This window comes from Cytobacillus spongiae (assembly GCF_021390075.1).
In genome coordinates this window covers 699,923-715,931 of sequence record NZ_CP089997.1, presented here as the reverse complement: position 1 = coordinate 715,931, position 16,009 = coordinate 699,923, and the positions used below count along the sequence as shown (strand labels likewise).

Below are 16,009 nucleotides of genomic sequence, written 5' to 3'. Positions count from 1 at the left end.
TATTTTAATTGATGGGACAGCACTTTATTCACAGACGTGTAGCCGCTATCCGCAATGACTCCTTTTCCTTCTGATGGAAGCTTTTCCCGCTAGTCATAACAACAGTTGATGCGCCCATAGAAAACCCATGCAAAAATATTTTTACTCTCTTTTTTCTCTTTTATTAAAAAGTCGATCCATCCTTGATAATCAGTACGATCATGCCATCCATAGCCAATATATTCTCCTTCACTTTCTCCATGGCCACGGGCATCTGGCTTTAATATATCAAAGCCCATCTCATAATAGTACTTTGTAATGCCAGGCATTTACTTCTTATTCCCCTTATAGCCATGAGCAATAATCACAGCTTTGCCATTTGATTCTGGATTGAGTAAGTAAAGACCTTAAAGCTTAAGGCCATCTTTAGAAGTAATATCTACTTTTTCAAATAGCTGATTCTCAGTCCACTTTAGCACTTCTTCTAGTTTCTTTTGCCTTTCTTCCTCGATCATGACGCTTGTTGTAACGGCATCATTCCCGCCATGCAGCTCCACAGCCTCATGGCTTCGACAAATGGCTACATTGTAAAAGTAGTTCCCACCAGCCACTAGAACGACCATAATAAGTGCGACAATTCCAATAAGGATTTTGATCCACTTGCTCTTCAAGCTCCTTTCCCCCTTGACCCCATATTCTCAAATTCCTTCTTTAAGCATGCTTTTTTAAATCTTTTCCATTTAAATAAGTACTTGAGATCTGTTCGTTGATCATATGAAAGCTGGATATGAAAATAATTAATATATTCTAGTATCCCAAATAAATAAATGCCAGCTGTAAGAACTAGCCCATTTACCGGTAGATCCGGGTACTTATAAAGGATATCTATCATCATACCGATTGGAGAAAAGAGAATTAAAGCAATATTAAGTTTCTCTACCGCTTTCAATCGTTTTAGAACATGCATCGGTGCACGTGCATCTTTTCCTTTCTTCAGTCGTTTCCACTTCGAATACCAATACAATGTCCCCTGTACTAAAATAAATTCCAACAGAAAAAACGAGGACCAAAAAGAGAGCAATGAATATAATTGTAGTTCTGAAAAAGCAATATGTACTAGATAGCTTAATATAGCAAAACTAAAGAGAGAGAAACACTCCCCTGAATACAGATAGGCAAATCGTCTTAATAACTGTTCTCTCATCGTATTCTCCTATTATGATATTCTTTTATTTTACCATTTATTTTTTTGAATATTTAAAATATACCATTAGTGTTTTGGCTGATTTTTCCTCCCTTGATGTGTTATGTTTATACTATCTACGATTAAGGAGTGAAAAAGGTGGAAGATCATAAGCAACGTAAGCAAGAGGTGTTAGAAGCATTTCTCAATCGACATGCGACAAAGGAATTTGATCCAAAGAAGAAGGTTGCCCATGAGGATATGGAATTTATTCTAGAAACCGGCCGGCTATCCCCAAGCTCCTTTGGCTTTGAGCCTTGGAGATTTCTAGTCATTCAGAATTCAGCTCTTCGTGAGAAAATAAAACACACTGCATGGGGTGCATACGGGAAGCTCCCTGATGCCAGTCATTTTGTTATTATCTTAGCTCGATCGAAAAAAGATACAACGTATGACTCAGCTTACTTAGAAGATCATTTCACGAATTTCAAAAAGCTCCCAGCCGATTTTAAAGCCAATTATCTTCAGAGAATTGAAGAATTCCAAAAGGTGGATTTTCAATTACTCGAAAATGACCGCAGACTACATGACTGGGCGTCCAAGCAAACGTATATTGCATTAGCTAATATGATGACCTCTGCAGCCATAATCGGGATTGATTCTTGCCCGATTGAAGGGTTCTCCTACGAAAAAATGAATCAACTGCTAGCTGAAGAGGGATTGCTTGAAGATGGAAGCTTTCATATTTCTGTAATGGTTGCGTTTGGGTATCGAGCGAAAGAACCGAAAGAGAAGACTCGCCGTCCTGCTGAAGATATTATTAAATGGATTGAATAAGGAGTTGCCACTCAAATATTATTTAATAAAGAAGGAAGAGCACATCGTCTCTTCCTTCTTTATTGTTCAATTCGCTTCTTCCCTTTTTCTGTTACGGCCGATTTACGAGTCATTGTTTTAATATGCTCGACCTTCCTAAAACGTAGAGCTGACCAATCTTCATCGATGGCTACCTGTCTTACAGGTTCATATCCTCTGCTAGCAAGCACTTCTGCCACACTTTCACGGCTACAGTCAGACCCTTTATAGGTTTTAGAGGATTTTTTGGGATAACAAATCCACAGAAGGCCATCTTCATTCATAAAGGGTTCTGCTTTTTGAGCTTTTGTTTGGAGCTCTTCATTTGATACGCCAAATACTTGTACAAATGAATAGCCTTCTAATGAAGGTTCTTGATGAACTTCCCCTTTAAATGAAGACATCACCTCATGATATGCACTTGGGGCATTCATTATTAGAACAGCTTGCCCTGCTTCTTTATATTGCAATTTCTTTAAAATAGGGTTCAATTCTTGCAATTAACTCATCCCTTTCTTCGATCTCCCTCTATTTTACATGTTTTTAAAATGATTGCCCACCTCCGTATTTCCCTCCCTATTTTAATATTTTAAGAAAATTTTAATAAATAAAATTACAGCCACTTTTCATCCATTTTTTCGTCAATTATTATACATAATGTAATCGCTTTCTACTATTGTACAAGATAATTATTCGAACTATAATTAAGTTGTGAAATAGTTCACAAAGAGAATATTAGCTCTAATAAATTATTTTTTTATAATAAAATGTGAAATGTTTCACAATTATTTTTTACATCTTAAGGAGATGACGAAGATGCAACAAAACATTAGAAAAGTTGCGATTATAGGAACAGGATTAGTTGGTTCTAGTGCTGCCTACTCCATATTAAACCAAGGCATTTGTGATGAATTATTAATGATTGATATTAATACAGAACGAGCTGTTGGAGAGTGCCTTGATCTTTCCCATTGCATCGACTTTACAAACTCTCGCACAAAAGTTCATACAGCTACTTATCAGGAGCTTGGAGATGTAGATATTGTCGTTATTACAGCTGGCCCGCCACCAAAACCAGGGCAAACAAGATTAGACACAATTGGAATTGGCGCTAAAATTATGGCGGACATCATTCCACAAATTATGGCAAGTGGGTTTAATGGAATTTTCTTAATTGCTTCAAATCCAGTTGATATTATGACATATCATGTATGGAAGCTCTCTGGCCTTCCAAGAAACCAAGTTATCGGAACAGGTACATCTCTTGATTCTAGTAGATTGAAAACTTACTTATCTGAGATTCTTGATGTAGATCCTAGAAGTATCTACGGCTATACAATGGGTGAGCATGGGGATTCACAATTTGCCGCTTGGTCACATGTAACTGTTGGTGGGAAGCCACTTCTGCAAATTATCGAAGAGCAAAAAGACAAGCTAGGTCATATCGACTTAGATCAAATGGTTGAAGATGTGAAGAAGGTAGGCTTTGAAATTCTAAAGCGTAAAGGAACAACTTATTATGGAATAGGTAATGCGATTGCCTTCATCACTAAATCTATCTTAAATGATGACCACAAAATCATCGCTCTATCCTGTGTGTTAGATGGAGAGTATGGGGAAACAGACCTTTGTACTGGTGTACCAGCTATTATTACACGCCAAGGATTAAAGGAAGTAGTAGAACTACACTTAACGGAAGCGGAACAGGAAAAATTTGCACATTCTACTAACGTATTAAGAGACTATATGGCAAGCATCGGCTATGAGAAAAAAGCTTTAGAATTGGTTTAAAAGGGCAAATCAGGACTTTAGCCAACCTCCCATACCATACGATCAAACAACATTCTTATTAAAAGAAAGAAGGCGCTCTATATGAAAGAGTATGTTATGCCTCGTATTTTTAAAGCATCCACAGGGATTGCTCAAGGGATATTCGTTACACTAGGAATTGGACTTTTAATTAAAAATATTGGAACAAGCTTTGGAATAGAAGAACTTGTACAAATTGGGACGATTTCAATCAGCTTAATGGCCCCAGCAGTCGGTGCAGGAATTGCCCTAATGCTGGGAGCAAATGCACTCGTTATTTTCTCAGCTATGATTGCAGCAGCTGTTGGTGCAGGCGCATTATCGATTACTGAAGCAGGCGTGTTAATTAAAGCAGGTGAACCAATTGGTGCCTTGCTAACTGCTACAATCGCTACATTTATTGGGAAAAGAATCAGTGGAAAAACACCACTTGATATGATGCTCATCCCACTAGCAACGATTTTAGTAGCTGGCTTTGCTGGACTTTGGTTATCTACTGTAATTGCACCGATCTTGAATAGTGTTGGAGCCGTGATTAAAGAATCAACAGCTGGAAATCCACTTCTAGCATCTATAATTCTAGCGATGGTATGGGGACTATTCCTCATCTCACCAGCATCATCTGTAGCGTTAGCGATGGCTTTAGATCTAAGTGGAATTGCCGGCGGAGCTGCTCTAGCAGGATGCGCAGCCCATTTCATTGGATTCTCAATAATCTCTTGGAGAGAAAATCAGCTTGGTGGTGTATTAGCTCAAGGTGTTTGTACACCTAAGGTACAGCTCCCTAACATTACGAAGAACCCGTATATTCTCTTGCCGACACTGATCGCCAGTGCCATTGCCGGCCCAATGTCAGCACTTATCTTTAAAATTGAAGCAGGAAAAGAAATTGCCGGAATGGGGTTAAGTTCCTTTGTTGCACCATTACAGCTCTTAACAACATATGATTTCGGCTTTATCTTCCCAGCAATGTTGATCACATATATTCTCGTACCAGCATCTATCTCATATGGTATTTACTACCTTCTGAAGAAAACTGGCAAAATTAAAGAAAACGACTTAAGATTACCGAATTAAGTCTAGGTCTATACAGGCTAGAATTGCCGTCCCCCCGATTCATTCTAGCTGACCATTGCGTTAATGAGTATGACCGTGATTATTAAAAAGTCAGCCGCCTATAGCAGAAACCGATCGAGCTCCCCCCTCAAGCTCTGTCTATGTTTCTCCTAGGTCCGGCTGATTTTTTGTTTATTTTCCCCCTTTAATCGTCTTGATTTTAAAAATAAAATAATAATATTTGTATAGAACGATGACAACGAGAATAAACCTAACGATTAGTTTATCGGTTAGAAGAAAAGCAATAAGAATCATCAGATCTGCAAAGGATGATATCGTCAGCTTTTCTTTAAGTGTCATGCTTCGATTGTTTACAAAGTTCTCTAAATGCTTTTTATACACTTTTGTTCCTTTAAACCAAACCTCGAATCTTTCAGACCCTTTTACAAAACAAAAGGAAGCGAGCAATAATAAAGGTGTTGTTGGAACAACCGGCAAGATGATTCCGATTATCCCAAGACCCAGGCTCAAAAACCCGGCTACAATATAAAGTCCTTTTAATAGATTTCTCATGATAATTTCCTTCCCACTACTTAACATATTGACGGCAAGCTACGAGCATATTATGATAGATGTATAGTTATTTTACTATACTCCAAAGGGGAGTAGCTAACAGTTATGTCGTCATTACGTGATAATCCATCACCGGCCTAACTGGCAACTAACGTTGTTTGCGAGACCTTTGCCAAATTGGTAAAGGGTTATGTGTGCACTTTTCAACCTTTACCGATAAAGCGGTAAAGGTTTTTTTACGGGCTCACTTCCCTTTCCGATGCGTAAAAAAAATGAAACCATGGAGGTCAACACATATGAAGAAGTTTTTTGCATTTTTTCTAACTGCAGCTTTAGTTTTTTCACCAGTAGGTAATGTTGTATTTCAAGATCAACCCGTAACAGTTGAAGCCAAAAAATATAAGTCAGGAAAGAAAAGCTTCAATGTCAACAACAATAACAGTAACTCAGGCACTACGACAAATATCCAAAAGGATAAGCAAAACTCAAATGTAACAAGCAAGTCCTCTACATCTACAGCAAAAGGATTCAAGCCATCTGGTCTAATGAAGGGACTAATGCTCGGTGGACTAGCTGGATTGCTTTTCGGTAGTCTGTTTGCCAATATGGGCTTACTCGGTTCCATTTTAGGATTAATGGTTAACGTGCTTGCCGTTGTTTTCTTAATCTCCATTATCCGTAAAGTGTATCAGTTAATTAAGAAAAAGAGGGAAGAAGCAAACTCATGGAAAAATTCATGATTCCTGAACAAGATATTATTAATGCCTTGTGTGTGTATGTTGCTCGCAAAAAGCAGGTAACTCCCGAGGATGTGGAAGTAGAATTAATGTACGATGATGATTATGGCTTTTCGGCGGAAGTCTACGTAGATGGTCGTCAGCAAATCCTGATCATGCAAAATATTATCGAAGCTCTCCGCCTATGGTTGGAAGAATACCTCCACCGCGATCCATATTCTGGAATCAAACTTGTGTTAGACGATGAAGAAGGAATTATTGCCCATATTAATTAACTCTATTTACTCACCGAAGCAGACGAACTGCTTCGGTTTTTATATGGAGCTTGCTTTCAGCCATTTCTATTTCTTCGATGAATATGATAAATTTAGATTGATACATATAGTAAAGGAGAGTTTTCTATCATGAATGACTTAGAAAAGAAGAATGAAGCATTGCCTCCAAAAACATGTTCTATTGATCGATTAGTAACTGTGCCTGAAGATGTTCAAAAAGTGCTTGAAGGTAAGAAAACCGCTACTCGACGAAATGGTAGATATGCTGATATTGGCGAGGTCATGGAATTAGAAGGAAAGAAATTCAAGGTTCATCGGGTCTATTCTCAGTCTCTTGGAGAACTAACCGATGAACATGCAAAGGATGAAGGCTTTACAACGGTAGATGAATACAAAGAAACCATCCTCTCTTACCATCCGGGAATGCCTTGGCTTCCACAGATGAGAGTTTGGGTGCATGAATTTGCCCTTTTGAATGATTAATAGTCGATGGAATACTCATACAGAATTTTAATCTACATTCATGTGCTAAGTGTCATCGTATCAATCGGCCCTTTCTTTGTATTATTTCCACTTTTAAAAAAGCTGCTTGCCGCTAAGGGAAATGAACTGGAAGCCTATCTAGACACTTTTCGCTTTACCGTTCAATTATCGAAGCATTCAGGGCATGTACTAGTTGGATCTGGGGTCTTACTCGTCATCCTTGGGCCATGGACATGGCAAACGCCTTGGATTGTGATGACTTTAATCATTATGTTTGCCTCCTTATTCTTTCTAGCTCGCGCCTTTTCACCTATACTAAGGAAGTTTCAAGATCCGAGCTACGACCGAGAAGGATTAGTGGCAAAGCTTAGACGAACGATATGGACCTATCTCCTCTTGCTAAGCGCCATGCTTTGGTTCATGGTCGTCAAACCACCACTGTGGTAAGAAGAAACAGCATCAACTCGCTTAGAAAAGCAATAAACGCTAGAGGTTGCGCTGCCCCTAGCGTTTTTCTATTCACTCGGATATAGGTCTGTAAGGAATTTCACTGATTGATGAATCATTTCCTTCAAGACTTCTACATCAATATCCGCAACTTTATTAATGTAGACACATGCTTTTCCAGAGGTATGCTTTCCAAAGCGTGCTAAAACTTCATCACGATTAGAATCTCCTGTTGCAAAGTAGAGACTAATCTTTGCTTTACGAGGCGAGAAACCAACTAATGGAGCATCTCCCTCATGTCCAGTCTCATACTTATAATGATACTTCCCGAAGCCAATAATACTTGGACCCCACATCTTTGCCTGATATCCTGTAGCTTCTGTGAAAATATCTAACAACTTGTATGCATCCTCTCGCTTCTTTGGACTCTGAACATTTTCAATAAACTCGAGAACGCTTCGATCATTTTCCTTTGTCTTTAGCTCGTACGCCATAGCTTGTTCCTTCCTTTCGTTCTTTTTTACTATTAACCATTCTACATGAATGGCATTGTTCCTTTATGAAAATTTGTAAGAAAGGTTTGTCATTCAAATTTTTCAAACCTCTGATAAATGTGTAAAAAATTTTGACACTTGTTAGATCTGAACGATTCAATCAAGTAATTTCTGAACAGAACATAACCCTCACAATGTAGATTAGCCGTTGGCGTAAAGTAAATATGCACGCTAATCAGATGAAATAAACAAATAAAAACTTTTTCGCTAAAATTTACCAAAGAAGTACTTGTTTAAGGGAGTGAGGAGAGTGGCTCATAAAGGCAACCAAACAGTGAAGATAGTTCCTCTCCCTTTTTCACTGCTTACGTCAATTCTTCCTTTGTGCAATTGGACGATGGCTGAGCTTAACGCCATACCTAATCCGAGTCCATTTTCTTTCGTTGAGTAAAATGGAGTAAAGAGCTTTTCAACCGTTTCAGAATCCATGCCTAGTCCATTATCACCAATTACGATTTCAAGGCCGTTATTTTGCAGATCAGCCTCAATTGAAATGGTGATATGCCCTTCATAAAAGATCGCATCGATGGAATTTTGGATAATATTAAGAAGTACCTGCTTCGTCTTATCTCCATCAAGCTGAATTTCTCTTTTAAAAGAAGTAGAAAAATCGATCGTGATTTTCTTATCAGAAAGTTGATTCCTAAATAATGTTACAATATCCTCTACGAGCTCGTTGATATTTACAGCTGCCTTCTTTAGGCCTTCTCGTTCTGGCTTAGCCAATAATACAAATTGGTTTACGAGGTGATTAATCCGCTCTAATTCCGTATTCATAATTCTAAAGTATGGTTGCTGATCTTGGTGTGTGGAGTGTAAGTTTCTTTCAACAAGCTTTAGAAGACCCATGATGGAAGTTAGTGGATTTCTAATTTCGTGCGCTAATCCAGCACTAATCTTCCCAACTGCTGACATTTTCTCATTTTCTAGCACTTTCTTTTCTAACAATAAGCGGTCTGTAATATCCCTAAATTGACCAAAGGCTCCTATTAGCTGTTGATCCTCATCAAAAATAGGGAAGGCATCAAAAAGTAGAATTTGTTCTGCTTGACTAATCTCGATGTCTTCAAATCGACGGTTCCCTGAAAGCACCTGCTCCATATAGCAACCAACCATCTCATTTTCGTGAATTGAACGTCCCTTCATTTCATGCTTCTGATAACCTAATATTTGCTCTGCTAACGGATTTATTTCCACAATTTGTCCGCTTTCGTTCGTAATTACAATTCCATTCTTACTATTCTCAATTATGACTTGATTCAACATTAAGAGTTTCTCATTTTGCAGTTGCATCTGGACCTCTCTCTCAATTGAATCAACTGCGGTGCTTAAAAGCCCTAATTGAAAGGAGCTCGCATTGCTAGCTGCAATCATCATTGAGATTGTTCCACCCATTTGTCCACCATATTGGAAAGGTACTGAAAAGCAAGCACTTTCATGTAGATGAGTGTGAAAGTGATCGTCCCCTATCAATTGAACAGGCTTTTTTATATTTAAGGCAAGTGCAATCCCATTCGTTCCGACCTCTTCTTCAATTAAGCGCACCCCAATCGATAGCCCCAATGAATTGATTTGTCCCTTAATCATTTCATCTCCGTACATTTCTAATATATAGCCATCATGGTCAGTAATAACGACCAAAACGGGGATTCCCTTAAGGTCCTCTATAAACTTCGTCATGAATTTCCTTGAAATAGTTAACAGGGAACCAAGGGTATTTTTTCTAAGCGTCTGCATATTTTGCGTGATGCAAACGCTTGGTATTTTTAATTCATTCGGATCCATCTGGTATGTTTGGATACATCTATTATGAGAATCCATAATCAATTGATCTAGTGTATCTATCATAATTAAGCCTCTCAGTTATCAACGGATTTTAATATGTACATATTGTAATCGAGATAACGATAAAAGTATATTGAAGAATCATGGTAGTAAAGATCATTGTTTATTCTGCATTTCGTATTGAAGGTAATAATCCTTCAGCCATTTTTCACCATAACTTGGAGCAACTACATCTGATGTCATTCCATTATAAAATAACTTCAAAATTCCGTATTGATGTTTGTTTACTATCTTAAGCGTTTGAAGAATGGGAATAAATAGAAAGGCTGGCAGACGCATAGTTTTTGGACTTTTTTTGGCGACTTCAAAAGCTATTTCCACTAGTTGCCTATGCGTATAGGTCTCTGGTCCTCCAATATCGTATATTTGATTCGATTTATTAAAAACGGATACACAATAGGAAGCCAAGTCAGCTCCGTGAATGGGATTTAACTGCTTGCTCCCATCTCCAACTAAGAAGGCCCTTCCCCTTTCAGCCATATGTAAGATTTCCGTTAAGTCGGAAAAAAAGCCTGTTGGTCGAATGATGAGATGCTGTACAGAAGAGTTTATTAGCTCTTGTGCGAATTGCTCCTTCGCTTCTGTAATTGGCCCCTCCCATTTATCTCCTTGAAAGACATGGATGAACATGAATTTTTCTACGCTACTTTTTTCCGCTTCTCTTAATAAATTGAGGTTCCCTTGATAATCAACATCTTGGAAAGTCAAACCATCCTTCTGTCTCGTAATTCCTACTGAAGAGAAGACATAATCAACTCCTTCGCATATGTTGATTAGAGATTCAGGGTCAGTTATTTCTCCTATTCTCACTTCATCTACATCCTCATAAATTGCGGGATCTAAATAGTTTCCCACCCTCTTTAATTTTTCTGCATTTCGGACAAGAACCGCGACAGAGTAGCCTTCCTTCTTTAAAGCCTTGACGACATAACGCCCTAAATAGCCAGTGGCACCAGCCACCAATACATGTTTCATCAAATCAACTCCTTGAAATTATGGTGAGTGGACCAGGGGGACAGGTTCATATCTAGATGAGATGGCAAAAAAAACAGTTCTCACACCATCTATCTGAATACAATTCAGAGGTTCTAGTTAGAAAGCATAGGAAGAGAGAGAATACGGATTAGCAACGAGTGTGAGTGCCTCATGGTGATGTATATGCTAAAGGGTGAATATTAGAAACTGTTTAAGATACAGTCGTAGAGGTTCTAGAGACATCTTACGGAGTTACCCATTAGGAAGTGGGCTTAAATGCTCGTGAACGAGAAGCCATTCATCGAACTCTTTAACAAATACATTAGTGGCCCTCCCTCTCCCGCTTGTATACTCGCCATTTACATACCCTTCATAAAAATACGTATACGTACAGGTCAGGGAGGTGCTTGAAATAAATAACCACTCCACATCATGAGCTTCATAATTTTCTTCCTTTACAAACTCCCAAGCTCGCTCAAAGTAAACTTTAATCTCGTCATGGTTTTTACATGTTTTATTGCTGAAAAAGAAAATCGCATTCGGATGCAATAGCTTTTTCACTTCATCAAAATTATGTGTGTTCGTAGCCTTCATATACCGGTCTAGAATATCCATTCGCCATCACTCCCTCATAGAATAGACTTTGTATTTTATATTCTACAAGAGATGGAGACATACCTTCTCGAACCATAGGCGGGGCGGACCATGGGGACGGGTTCACTGTCCCACTTTTTAAAACTAAGAACATCCAGGTTTCGTCTAACTGAATTTCAACGGAACTCTTTTTTTTATACGGCGCCAATGCATTCTCTGACATTGAAGAGGTTTTTTATCATCAAGAACGTCATAATTAACGCTTCTCCCTCTTTTTTTGTATACTATAGGAAGAGGTGATTGTCTTGACCTTATTGATTTTTTTAACTGCCATCATACCTAGCCTGTGATTGTCTAAGTCATTCTTTGGGAGACGATTACAGGCTGGATCTTTTCCCAAGGAGTGTGATGGCATCAAATGAAGATGCATAAAAAAAATCGAAATCGTTCTTATTATCGATATCACAGAAGTAAGGTGATTCAGCGCAGAGTCAGGCTAGCAGAATTTTTATATTATCATGTGAAATTTAATGGAATATTTGCTAAGGGGAAAATTCATTGCTCCTGCTCCATGTGCGCTGTAAAAACAAATGTAGATGGCTTTCCTCATTCTCAGCGAAAGCAATTGCAAGGCTTACAGCAGCAATTAATCGATTTTGAGAAAGATAACTATTAAGTCTATTTCAGGAAGAGCAGAAAGAGCTGCTCTTTCTTTATTTACTCGAGGTGATTAATATCTGGAATTTAACGAAAGAAAAAAAAGAACGGTTTCTTACTACCCACCTATTACCCATACATGAATCAGATGAAGATTGGGAACGAGCATTAATAAGCGCAAAGGAAGAAGGCGAAGACCTAATTTCTATTTTAAGAGAAGAACTAGATAAGGCTAAAGAGGGGCTACGTCCTATCTTACCTAGCAAGATTGTTCCCTTCTTAGAGGATGGAACATTGAACCAGCCGACTTTGCCAAAAGATGTTCGAGAAGAATATATACAATGGTTAAAAGAATCTGAGAGAGAGTTTGGAGATGTACTAGATGCAGCACATAACCAAACAATGATGGCCATCACCCACTTATCTTCTCCAGTTCAAGATATATTTTCACAAAGCTTGCATGACTCATCAATTGAACGGATTGAACGCGATGGCGACACACTCCACCTCTACATTAATACAGATGGAGGATTTTCAACTATATCCTACGTTCATTTTATCTTTCAGCAAGTCACAGGCGAAAATACGGATAGTCCTTTGCAATTTGGACAGTACATTATTTACTACGAATTGCAAAAAGCAAAAGAGGGATTTTCATTCCGAATACTCTTTGAAAGTCCAGAAACTGAATGGACCATTTCCATGAAAAACTTAGAAGCTACATATTTTTTTCGGCCAAAGGCTTTCACGATTTTAACAGATGAAGCAAAACTTCAAGACACTTCTCTCGAAGACTACCTGTCTCGGTTAAATTTAAATCACCGTTACTGGTTTATTACCCCTGATTCAATAGGAGCAATTGAGAAGCTTTCAAATCCGATTCAACTTGAAAATGGAAGCGCTGAAATTAAAGCGAATGAAACAATAGTGACCATAGATGAAAAAAGCTACTCATACAGCTACGAAGATTATCACCCCATTTGGTTTATATACAGCGATCAATACGAAGATCCCTATGCTCACTTGAATGAACCTGTACCAAAAGAAAATCTTCTAACAGCGGCACTTAGTAAACAGCCAGAACTACAAGTTCGTGCATGGAATACACTCTATACAAATCCGAAAGAGCATGCAGATATTATCCATCAAATACTAGAAAAAATTGAAGTAACAGAAGAAAATGAAATGATGCTATATGTATATGTAAAACACTTCTATCAAGAAGGAATTTTATCAGAGGAAATCATGGAGAAATTCCAGGGACAGTAGTGCCTGGCCCCCTGCCTTTTTAGGGTATGGGACAAGTTGGGACATAGTACCCGGTCCCTCGGCCCACCTCAACCCAGGAGGGGGACATGGTACCCGACCCCTCGACCCTCAAAAATTCACAATGCTTTTCCACATGAGATTAAAGACGGACTCCATTTCTACTTCAGATAACATTCCATTTCGCTGGTTAAAGAGAATGGTTCCTCGAATACTGCTGTAGATCAATTCGCTTAATAACCGGATATCCATTGACACAATGACTTCTTCTTCAATCCCCTTGCGTAGTAGCTGTTGCACAAACGTGAAATTGTTTTTCATCTCTTCCTTGTTTAATTGATGAACGTAAGGAGAATTGGAAAATAATTCTAGAAACTTAAATTTTTGTTCATGTTCGCTTCCCCAAATCACCCACTTCATCCAAAGCTCTCGAATGCTCTTCTTAAGTGATACAACTTGCTCAATCTCTATTCCTAACACATCATAAAGTTCTTCTTTCGTGGCAACATATATAGCAGTGATTAAATCCTCTTTCGTTTTAAAATAGTAAAAAAACGTACCATTCGAAACTCCAGCCGATTTTATAAGCTTTGTGATCGGTGCTCCATGAAATCCAAATTCTACAAAGACTTCAAGTGACTTGTTGATAATCATCTCTCTTTTATTCATCTATATCTCCTTTTTATACAACTAGAGTATTCACTCTAATTATTCCTCCATTATTTTCTCTCATTTAGCAGAATTTTAACTGATTATAAACGAAAATAACAGCTATAAATAGTAATCGTTTAAAAATCTAGCGATTAACATAAATATTGACTTTCTTTCATCTAATCTATATATTCAAAATAGAGTGTTTACTCTATTAGGAATCCAACGAACTATTGAAAGGAGAAAGAATGATGCAAAAAGTGGTATTAATTACAGGTGCGTCAACTGGTTTAGGATACGAGGCTTCACTTTTATTAGCTGAAAAGGGATATAAAGTTTATGCTACGATGAGAAATCTGGCGAAAAAAGACCGTTTACTAGAAGCAGCACAAGCAAAAAACCTCGAACTATTCATTAAAGAATTAGATGTAACAATTAGCGAAAGTGTAAATAAATGTGTACAGGAAATTTTAGATGTAGAAGGTAAAATAGATATTTTGGTAAACAATGCTGGAGCTGGTTTTATCCGTACAACGGAACAAGCTTCAGAAGAAGAAATCATGTGGCAATTTGATCTGAACTTAATGGGGGTCATCCGTACGACCAAAGCGGTATTGCCTAGCATGAGAGAACAACGAAGCGGACATATCATAAATATTACGTCTGTTGGAGGGCTCGTTGGCCAACCATTTAATGAATTTTACTGTGCAGCGAAATTCGCTGTAGAAGGGTATACCGAATCACTTGCGAGCTATGTCCAACCACATTTTAACATTAAGTTTACTGCTATCGAACCCGGTGGCATTCAATCTGAATTTGCCAATAACGCCCTGTCACAATTTCAAACGGGCGGCGGTATGATCGATGACGAATACAAGCCGTTATTAGAAAAATATATTGGTGGAGCTCAAAATCGATCAGCTGATGGAATCTACCAAACCTCTGAAGAAGTGGCAAATGTCATTTTAACCTCAATTGAAATGGAGGAGCCCCCAGTACGTATGAGAACATCCGAATGGTCTGAACGTTTCACACAGTTAAAAACACAAGCAGACCCTACAGGGAAATTACAGCAAGAAGCAGTAGCTCAACTAATAAAGTAAGCAAGTCCAAGGGGGCTGGTTCACCGTCTCATTATCACTGGGATAAGGAACTCGTCCCCTTGTCCCCACTTGTCCCCTCTCCTTAACTCTTCAAAGTCAACAAATGTTCACTTCTATAATGTTAAAGAAGGTGTATAATTTTTTGTGTAATACTTCACAAACTTTTGAAGGGATATGATTTGAATGGGCTTTTATAGTCCGCAAGAAATTGCCAATTACACCGTCACATCAGGCAAGAAAAAAGTCAATTTACCCGTACTAGAATCTAGTATTCTAGGATTTCAGGCAGGAGCCTTCATTGCATTAGGTTTTCTATTATATATCCGCGTAACTGCCAGTATGCCCGCAGAGTGGGGAAGCTTTTCTAATTTTGTTGGAGCAGCTTTATTCCCTGTCGGACTAATTTTAACTCTAATTGCTGGTGGAGAGCTTGTGACTGGAAATATGATGGCTGTTCCTCTTTCCCGTATGGTTAAAATTATAAATACTCGACAGGTTTTGCTAAATCTACTTATTATTACAACTACCAATTTTTTTGGTGCCTTATTTGTCGCTTACTTTTTTGGGCATATTGTTGGTCTGACAGAAACAGGTTCCTATTTAACGAAAACAATTGACGTTGCTGAACACAAGCTAGAGGCGAACTTTGTGCAGGCTTTTGTATCTGGCATAGGCTGTAATTGGCTAGTTGCATCAGCCGTTTGGCTTAGTTACGGTGCGAAAGATATCGTTGGAAAAGTGTTAGGTATCTGGTTTCCAACGATGGCTTTCGTTGCGATCGGCTTCCAACACGTCGTCGCAAATATGTTTATTATCCCTGCTGCGATTTTTGCAGGTCACTTCACATGGATTGAATACGTCCAAAACTTTGTGCCTGTGTTACTCGGAAATACAGTCGGCGGCACCTTATTTGTTGCTGGAACCTACTGGATCGCTTACCTGAGAAAATGAAGGACCGAGGGGGTCT

Annotated in this window: 21 protein-coding genes; 11 read left to right on the top strand and 10 right to left on the bottom strand. The window is 38.4% G+C overall.

Annotated features, from left to right (window positions below):
- Positions 1-89: 89 nt before the first annotated feature.
- From LS684_RS03740 to LS684_RS03730, 3 genes are all read right to left on the bottom strand, one after another.
- Positions 90-308: an alpha/beta hydrolase family protein gene (locus LS684_RS03740; protein WP_233810082.1), complete on the bottom strand. Its 219-nt coding sequence runs from the start codon at positions 306-308 to the stop codon at positions 90-92.
- Between the two features lie 78 nt (positions 309-386).
- The gene (locus LS684_RS03735) at positions 387-650 is read right to left on the bottom strand and encodes a hypothetical protein (protein WP_233810080.1); all 264 of its coding nucleotides are present in this window, start codon (positions 648-650) and stop codon (positions 387-389) included.
- Positions 647-1,183 carry a general stress protein gene (locus tag LS684_RS03730; protein ID WP_233810078.1) on the bottom strand — a complete coding sequence of 179 codons (537 nt, stop codon included), beginning with the start codon at positions 1,181-1,183 and terminating at the stop codon, positions 647-649. The genes LS684_RS03735 and LS684_RS03730 overlap by 4 nt, the downstream gene beginning before the upstream one ends.
- Before the next feature lie 138 nt (positions 1,184-1,321).
- Between LS684_RS03730 and LS684_RS03725 the strand changes: the two genes are divergently transcribed.
- On the top strand, positions 1,322-1,999 hold the full coding sequence (locus LS684_RS03725) for an NAD(P)H-dependent oxidoreductase (protein WP_233810076.1): 678 nt from the start codon (positions 1,322-1,324) through the stop codon (positions 1,997-1,999).
- A 59-nt stretch (positions 2,000-2,058) separates the two neighbouring features.
- Here LS684_RS03725 and LS684_RS03720 read toward each other — a convergent pair whose 3' ends face one another.
- Positions 2,059-2,517 (bottom strand): DUF3052 domain-containing protein, encoded by a 459-nt coding sequence (locus LS684_RS03720; RefSeq protein WP_233810074.1) that lies wholly within the window; start codon positions 2,515-2,517, stop codon positions 2,059-2,061.
- 316 nt (positions 2,518-2,833) lie between these two features.
- Between LS684_RS03720 and LS684_RS03715 the strand changes: the two genes are divergently transcribed.
- A complete protein-coding gene (locus LS684_RS03715; protein WP_233810073.1) occupies positions 2,834-3,808 on the top strand; it encodes an L-lactate dehydrogenase in 975 nt (324 codons plus the stop codon).
- 81 nt (positions 3,809-3,889) lie between these two features.
- Positions 3,890-4,903: a PTS sugar transporter subunit IIC gene (locus tag LS684_RS03710; protein ID WP_233810071.1), complete on the top strand. Its 1,014-nt coding sequence runs from the start codon at positions 3,890-3,892 to the stop codon at positions 4,901-4,903.
- A 171-nt stretch (positions 4,904-5,074) separates the two neighbouring features.
- Here the strand turns inward: LS684_RS03710 and LS684_RS03705 are convergent, their stop codons facing one another.
- Positions 5,075-5,455 (bottom strand): YbaN family protein, encoded by a 381-nt coding sequence (locus LS684_RS03705; protein ID WP_233810069.1) that lies wholly within the window; start codon positions 5,453-5,455, stop codon positions 5,075-5,077.
- Positions 5,456-5,751: 296 nt separating this feature from the next.
- Between LS684_RS03705 and LS684_RS03700 the strand changes: the two genes are divergently transcribed.
- The 4 genes from LS684_RS03700 to LS684_RS03685 all read left to right on the top strand — a co-directional run bounded on the left by LS684_RS03700 (position 5,752) and on the right by LS684_RS03685 (position 7,397).
- Complete coding sequence (locus tag LS684_RS03700) at positions 5,752-6,195, top strand: hypothetical protein (protein WP_233810067.1); 444 nt, start codon at positions 5,752-5,754, stop codon at positions 6,193-6,195.
- Entirely contained in the window at positions 6,180-6,467 is a 288-nt protein-coding gene (locus LS684_RS03695; RefSeq protein ID WP_233810065.1) for a YxcD family protein, read from the top strand. The genes LS684_RS03700 and LS684_RS03695 overlap by 16 nt, the downstream gene beginning before the upstream one ends.
- A gap of 129 nt (positions 6,468-6,596) precedes the next feature.
- The gene (locus LS684_RS03690) at positions 6,597-6,950 is read left to right on the top strand and encodes an ASCH domain-containing protein (protein ID WP_233810063.1); all 354 of its coding nucleotides are present in this window, start codon (positions 6,597-6,599) and stop codon (positions 6,948-6,950) included.
- 6 nt (positions 6,951-6,956) lie between these two features.
- Positions 6,957-7,397, top strand: coding sequence for a hypothetical protein (locus tag LS684_RS03685; protein WP_233810061.1), 441 nt, complete (start codon positions 6,957-6,959; stop codon positions 7,395-7,397).
- A gap of 68 nt (positions 7,398-7,465) precedes the next feature.
- Here LS684_RS03685 and LS684_RS03680 read toward each other — a convergent pair whose 3' ends face one another.
- The 4 genes from LS684_RS03680 to LS684_RS03665 all read right to left on the bottom strand — a co-directional run bounded on the left by LS684_RS03680 (position 7,466) and on the right by LS684_RS03665 (position 11,386).
- Positions 7,466-7,891: a DUF1801 domain-containing protein gene (locus tag LS684_RS03680; protein WP_233810059.1), complete on the bottom strand. Its 426-nt coding sequence runs from the start codon at positions 7,889-7,891 to the stop codon at positions 7,466-7,468.
- Positions 7,892-8,206: 315 nt separating this feature from the next.
- Positions 8,207-9,799: an ATP-binding protein gene (locus tag LS684_RS03675; protein WP_233810057.1), complete on the bottom strand. Its 1,593-nt coding sequence runs from the start codon at positions 9,797-9,799 to the stop codon at positions 8,207-8,209.
- Positions 9,800-9,892: 93 nt separating this feature from the next.
- Positions 9,893-10,771: an SDR family oxidoreductase gene (locus LS684_RS03670; protein WP_233810055.1), complete on the bottom strand. Its 879-nt coding sequence runs from the start codon at positions 10,769-10,771 to the stop codon at positions 9,893-9,895.
- 252 nt (positions 10,772-11,023) lie between these two features.
- Entirely contained in the window at positions 11,024-11,386 is a 363-nt protein-coding gene (locus LS684_RS03665) for a YybH family protein (RefSeq protein ID WP_233810052.1), read from the bottom strand.
- 397 nt (positions 11,387-11,783) lie between these two features.
- Between LS684_RS03665 and LS684_RS03660 the strand changes: the two genes are divergently transcribed.
- The gene (locus LS684_RS03660; protein WP_233810050.1) at positions 11,784-12,041 is read left to right on the top strand and encodes a hypothetical protein; all 258 of its coding nucleotides are present in this window, start codon (positions 11,784-11,786) and stop codon (positions 12,039-12,041) included.
- A gap of 50 nt (positions 12,042-12,091) precedes the next feature.
- Positions 12,092-13,291, top strand: coding sequence for a DUF4085 family protein (locus tag LS684_RS03655; protein ID WP_233810048.1), 1,200 nt, complete (start codon positions 12,092-12,094; stop codon positions 13,289-13,291).
- Between the two features lie 108 nt (positions 13,292-13,399).
- On the opposite strand, the gene LS684_RS03650 is transcribed toward LS684_RS03655, so the two are convergent.
- On the bottom strand, positions 13,400-13,957 hold the full coding sequence (locus LS684_RS03650) for a TetR/AcrR family transcriptional regulator (RefSeq protein WP_233810046.1): 558 nt from the start codon (positions 13,955-13,957) through the stop codon (positions 13,400-13,402).
- 230 nt (positions 13,958-14,187) lie between these two features.
- On the opposite strand from LS684_RS03650, the gene LS684_RS03645 reads away from it, so the two are divergent.
- Positions 14,188-15,042 (top strand): SDR family oxidoreductase, encoded by an 855-nt coding sequence (locus LS684_RS03645; RefSeq protein ID WP_233810044.1) that lies wholly within the window; start codon positions 14,188-14,190, stop codon positions 15,040-15,042.
- A 183-nt stretch (positions 15,043-15,225) separates the two neighbouring features.
- Positions 15,226-15,993: a formate/nitrite transporter family protein gene (locus LS684_RS03640; RefSeq protein ID WP_233810042.1), complete on the top strand. Its 768-nt coding sequence runs from the start codon at positions 15,226-15,228 to the stop codon at positions 15,991-15,993.
- The last annotated feature ends 16 nt before the right edge of the window (positions 15,994-16,009 follow it).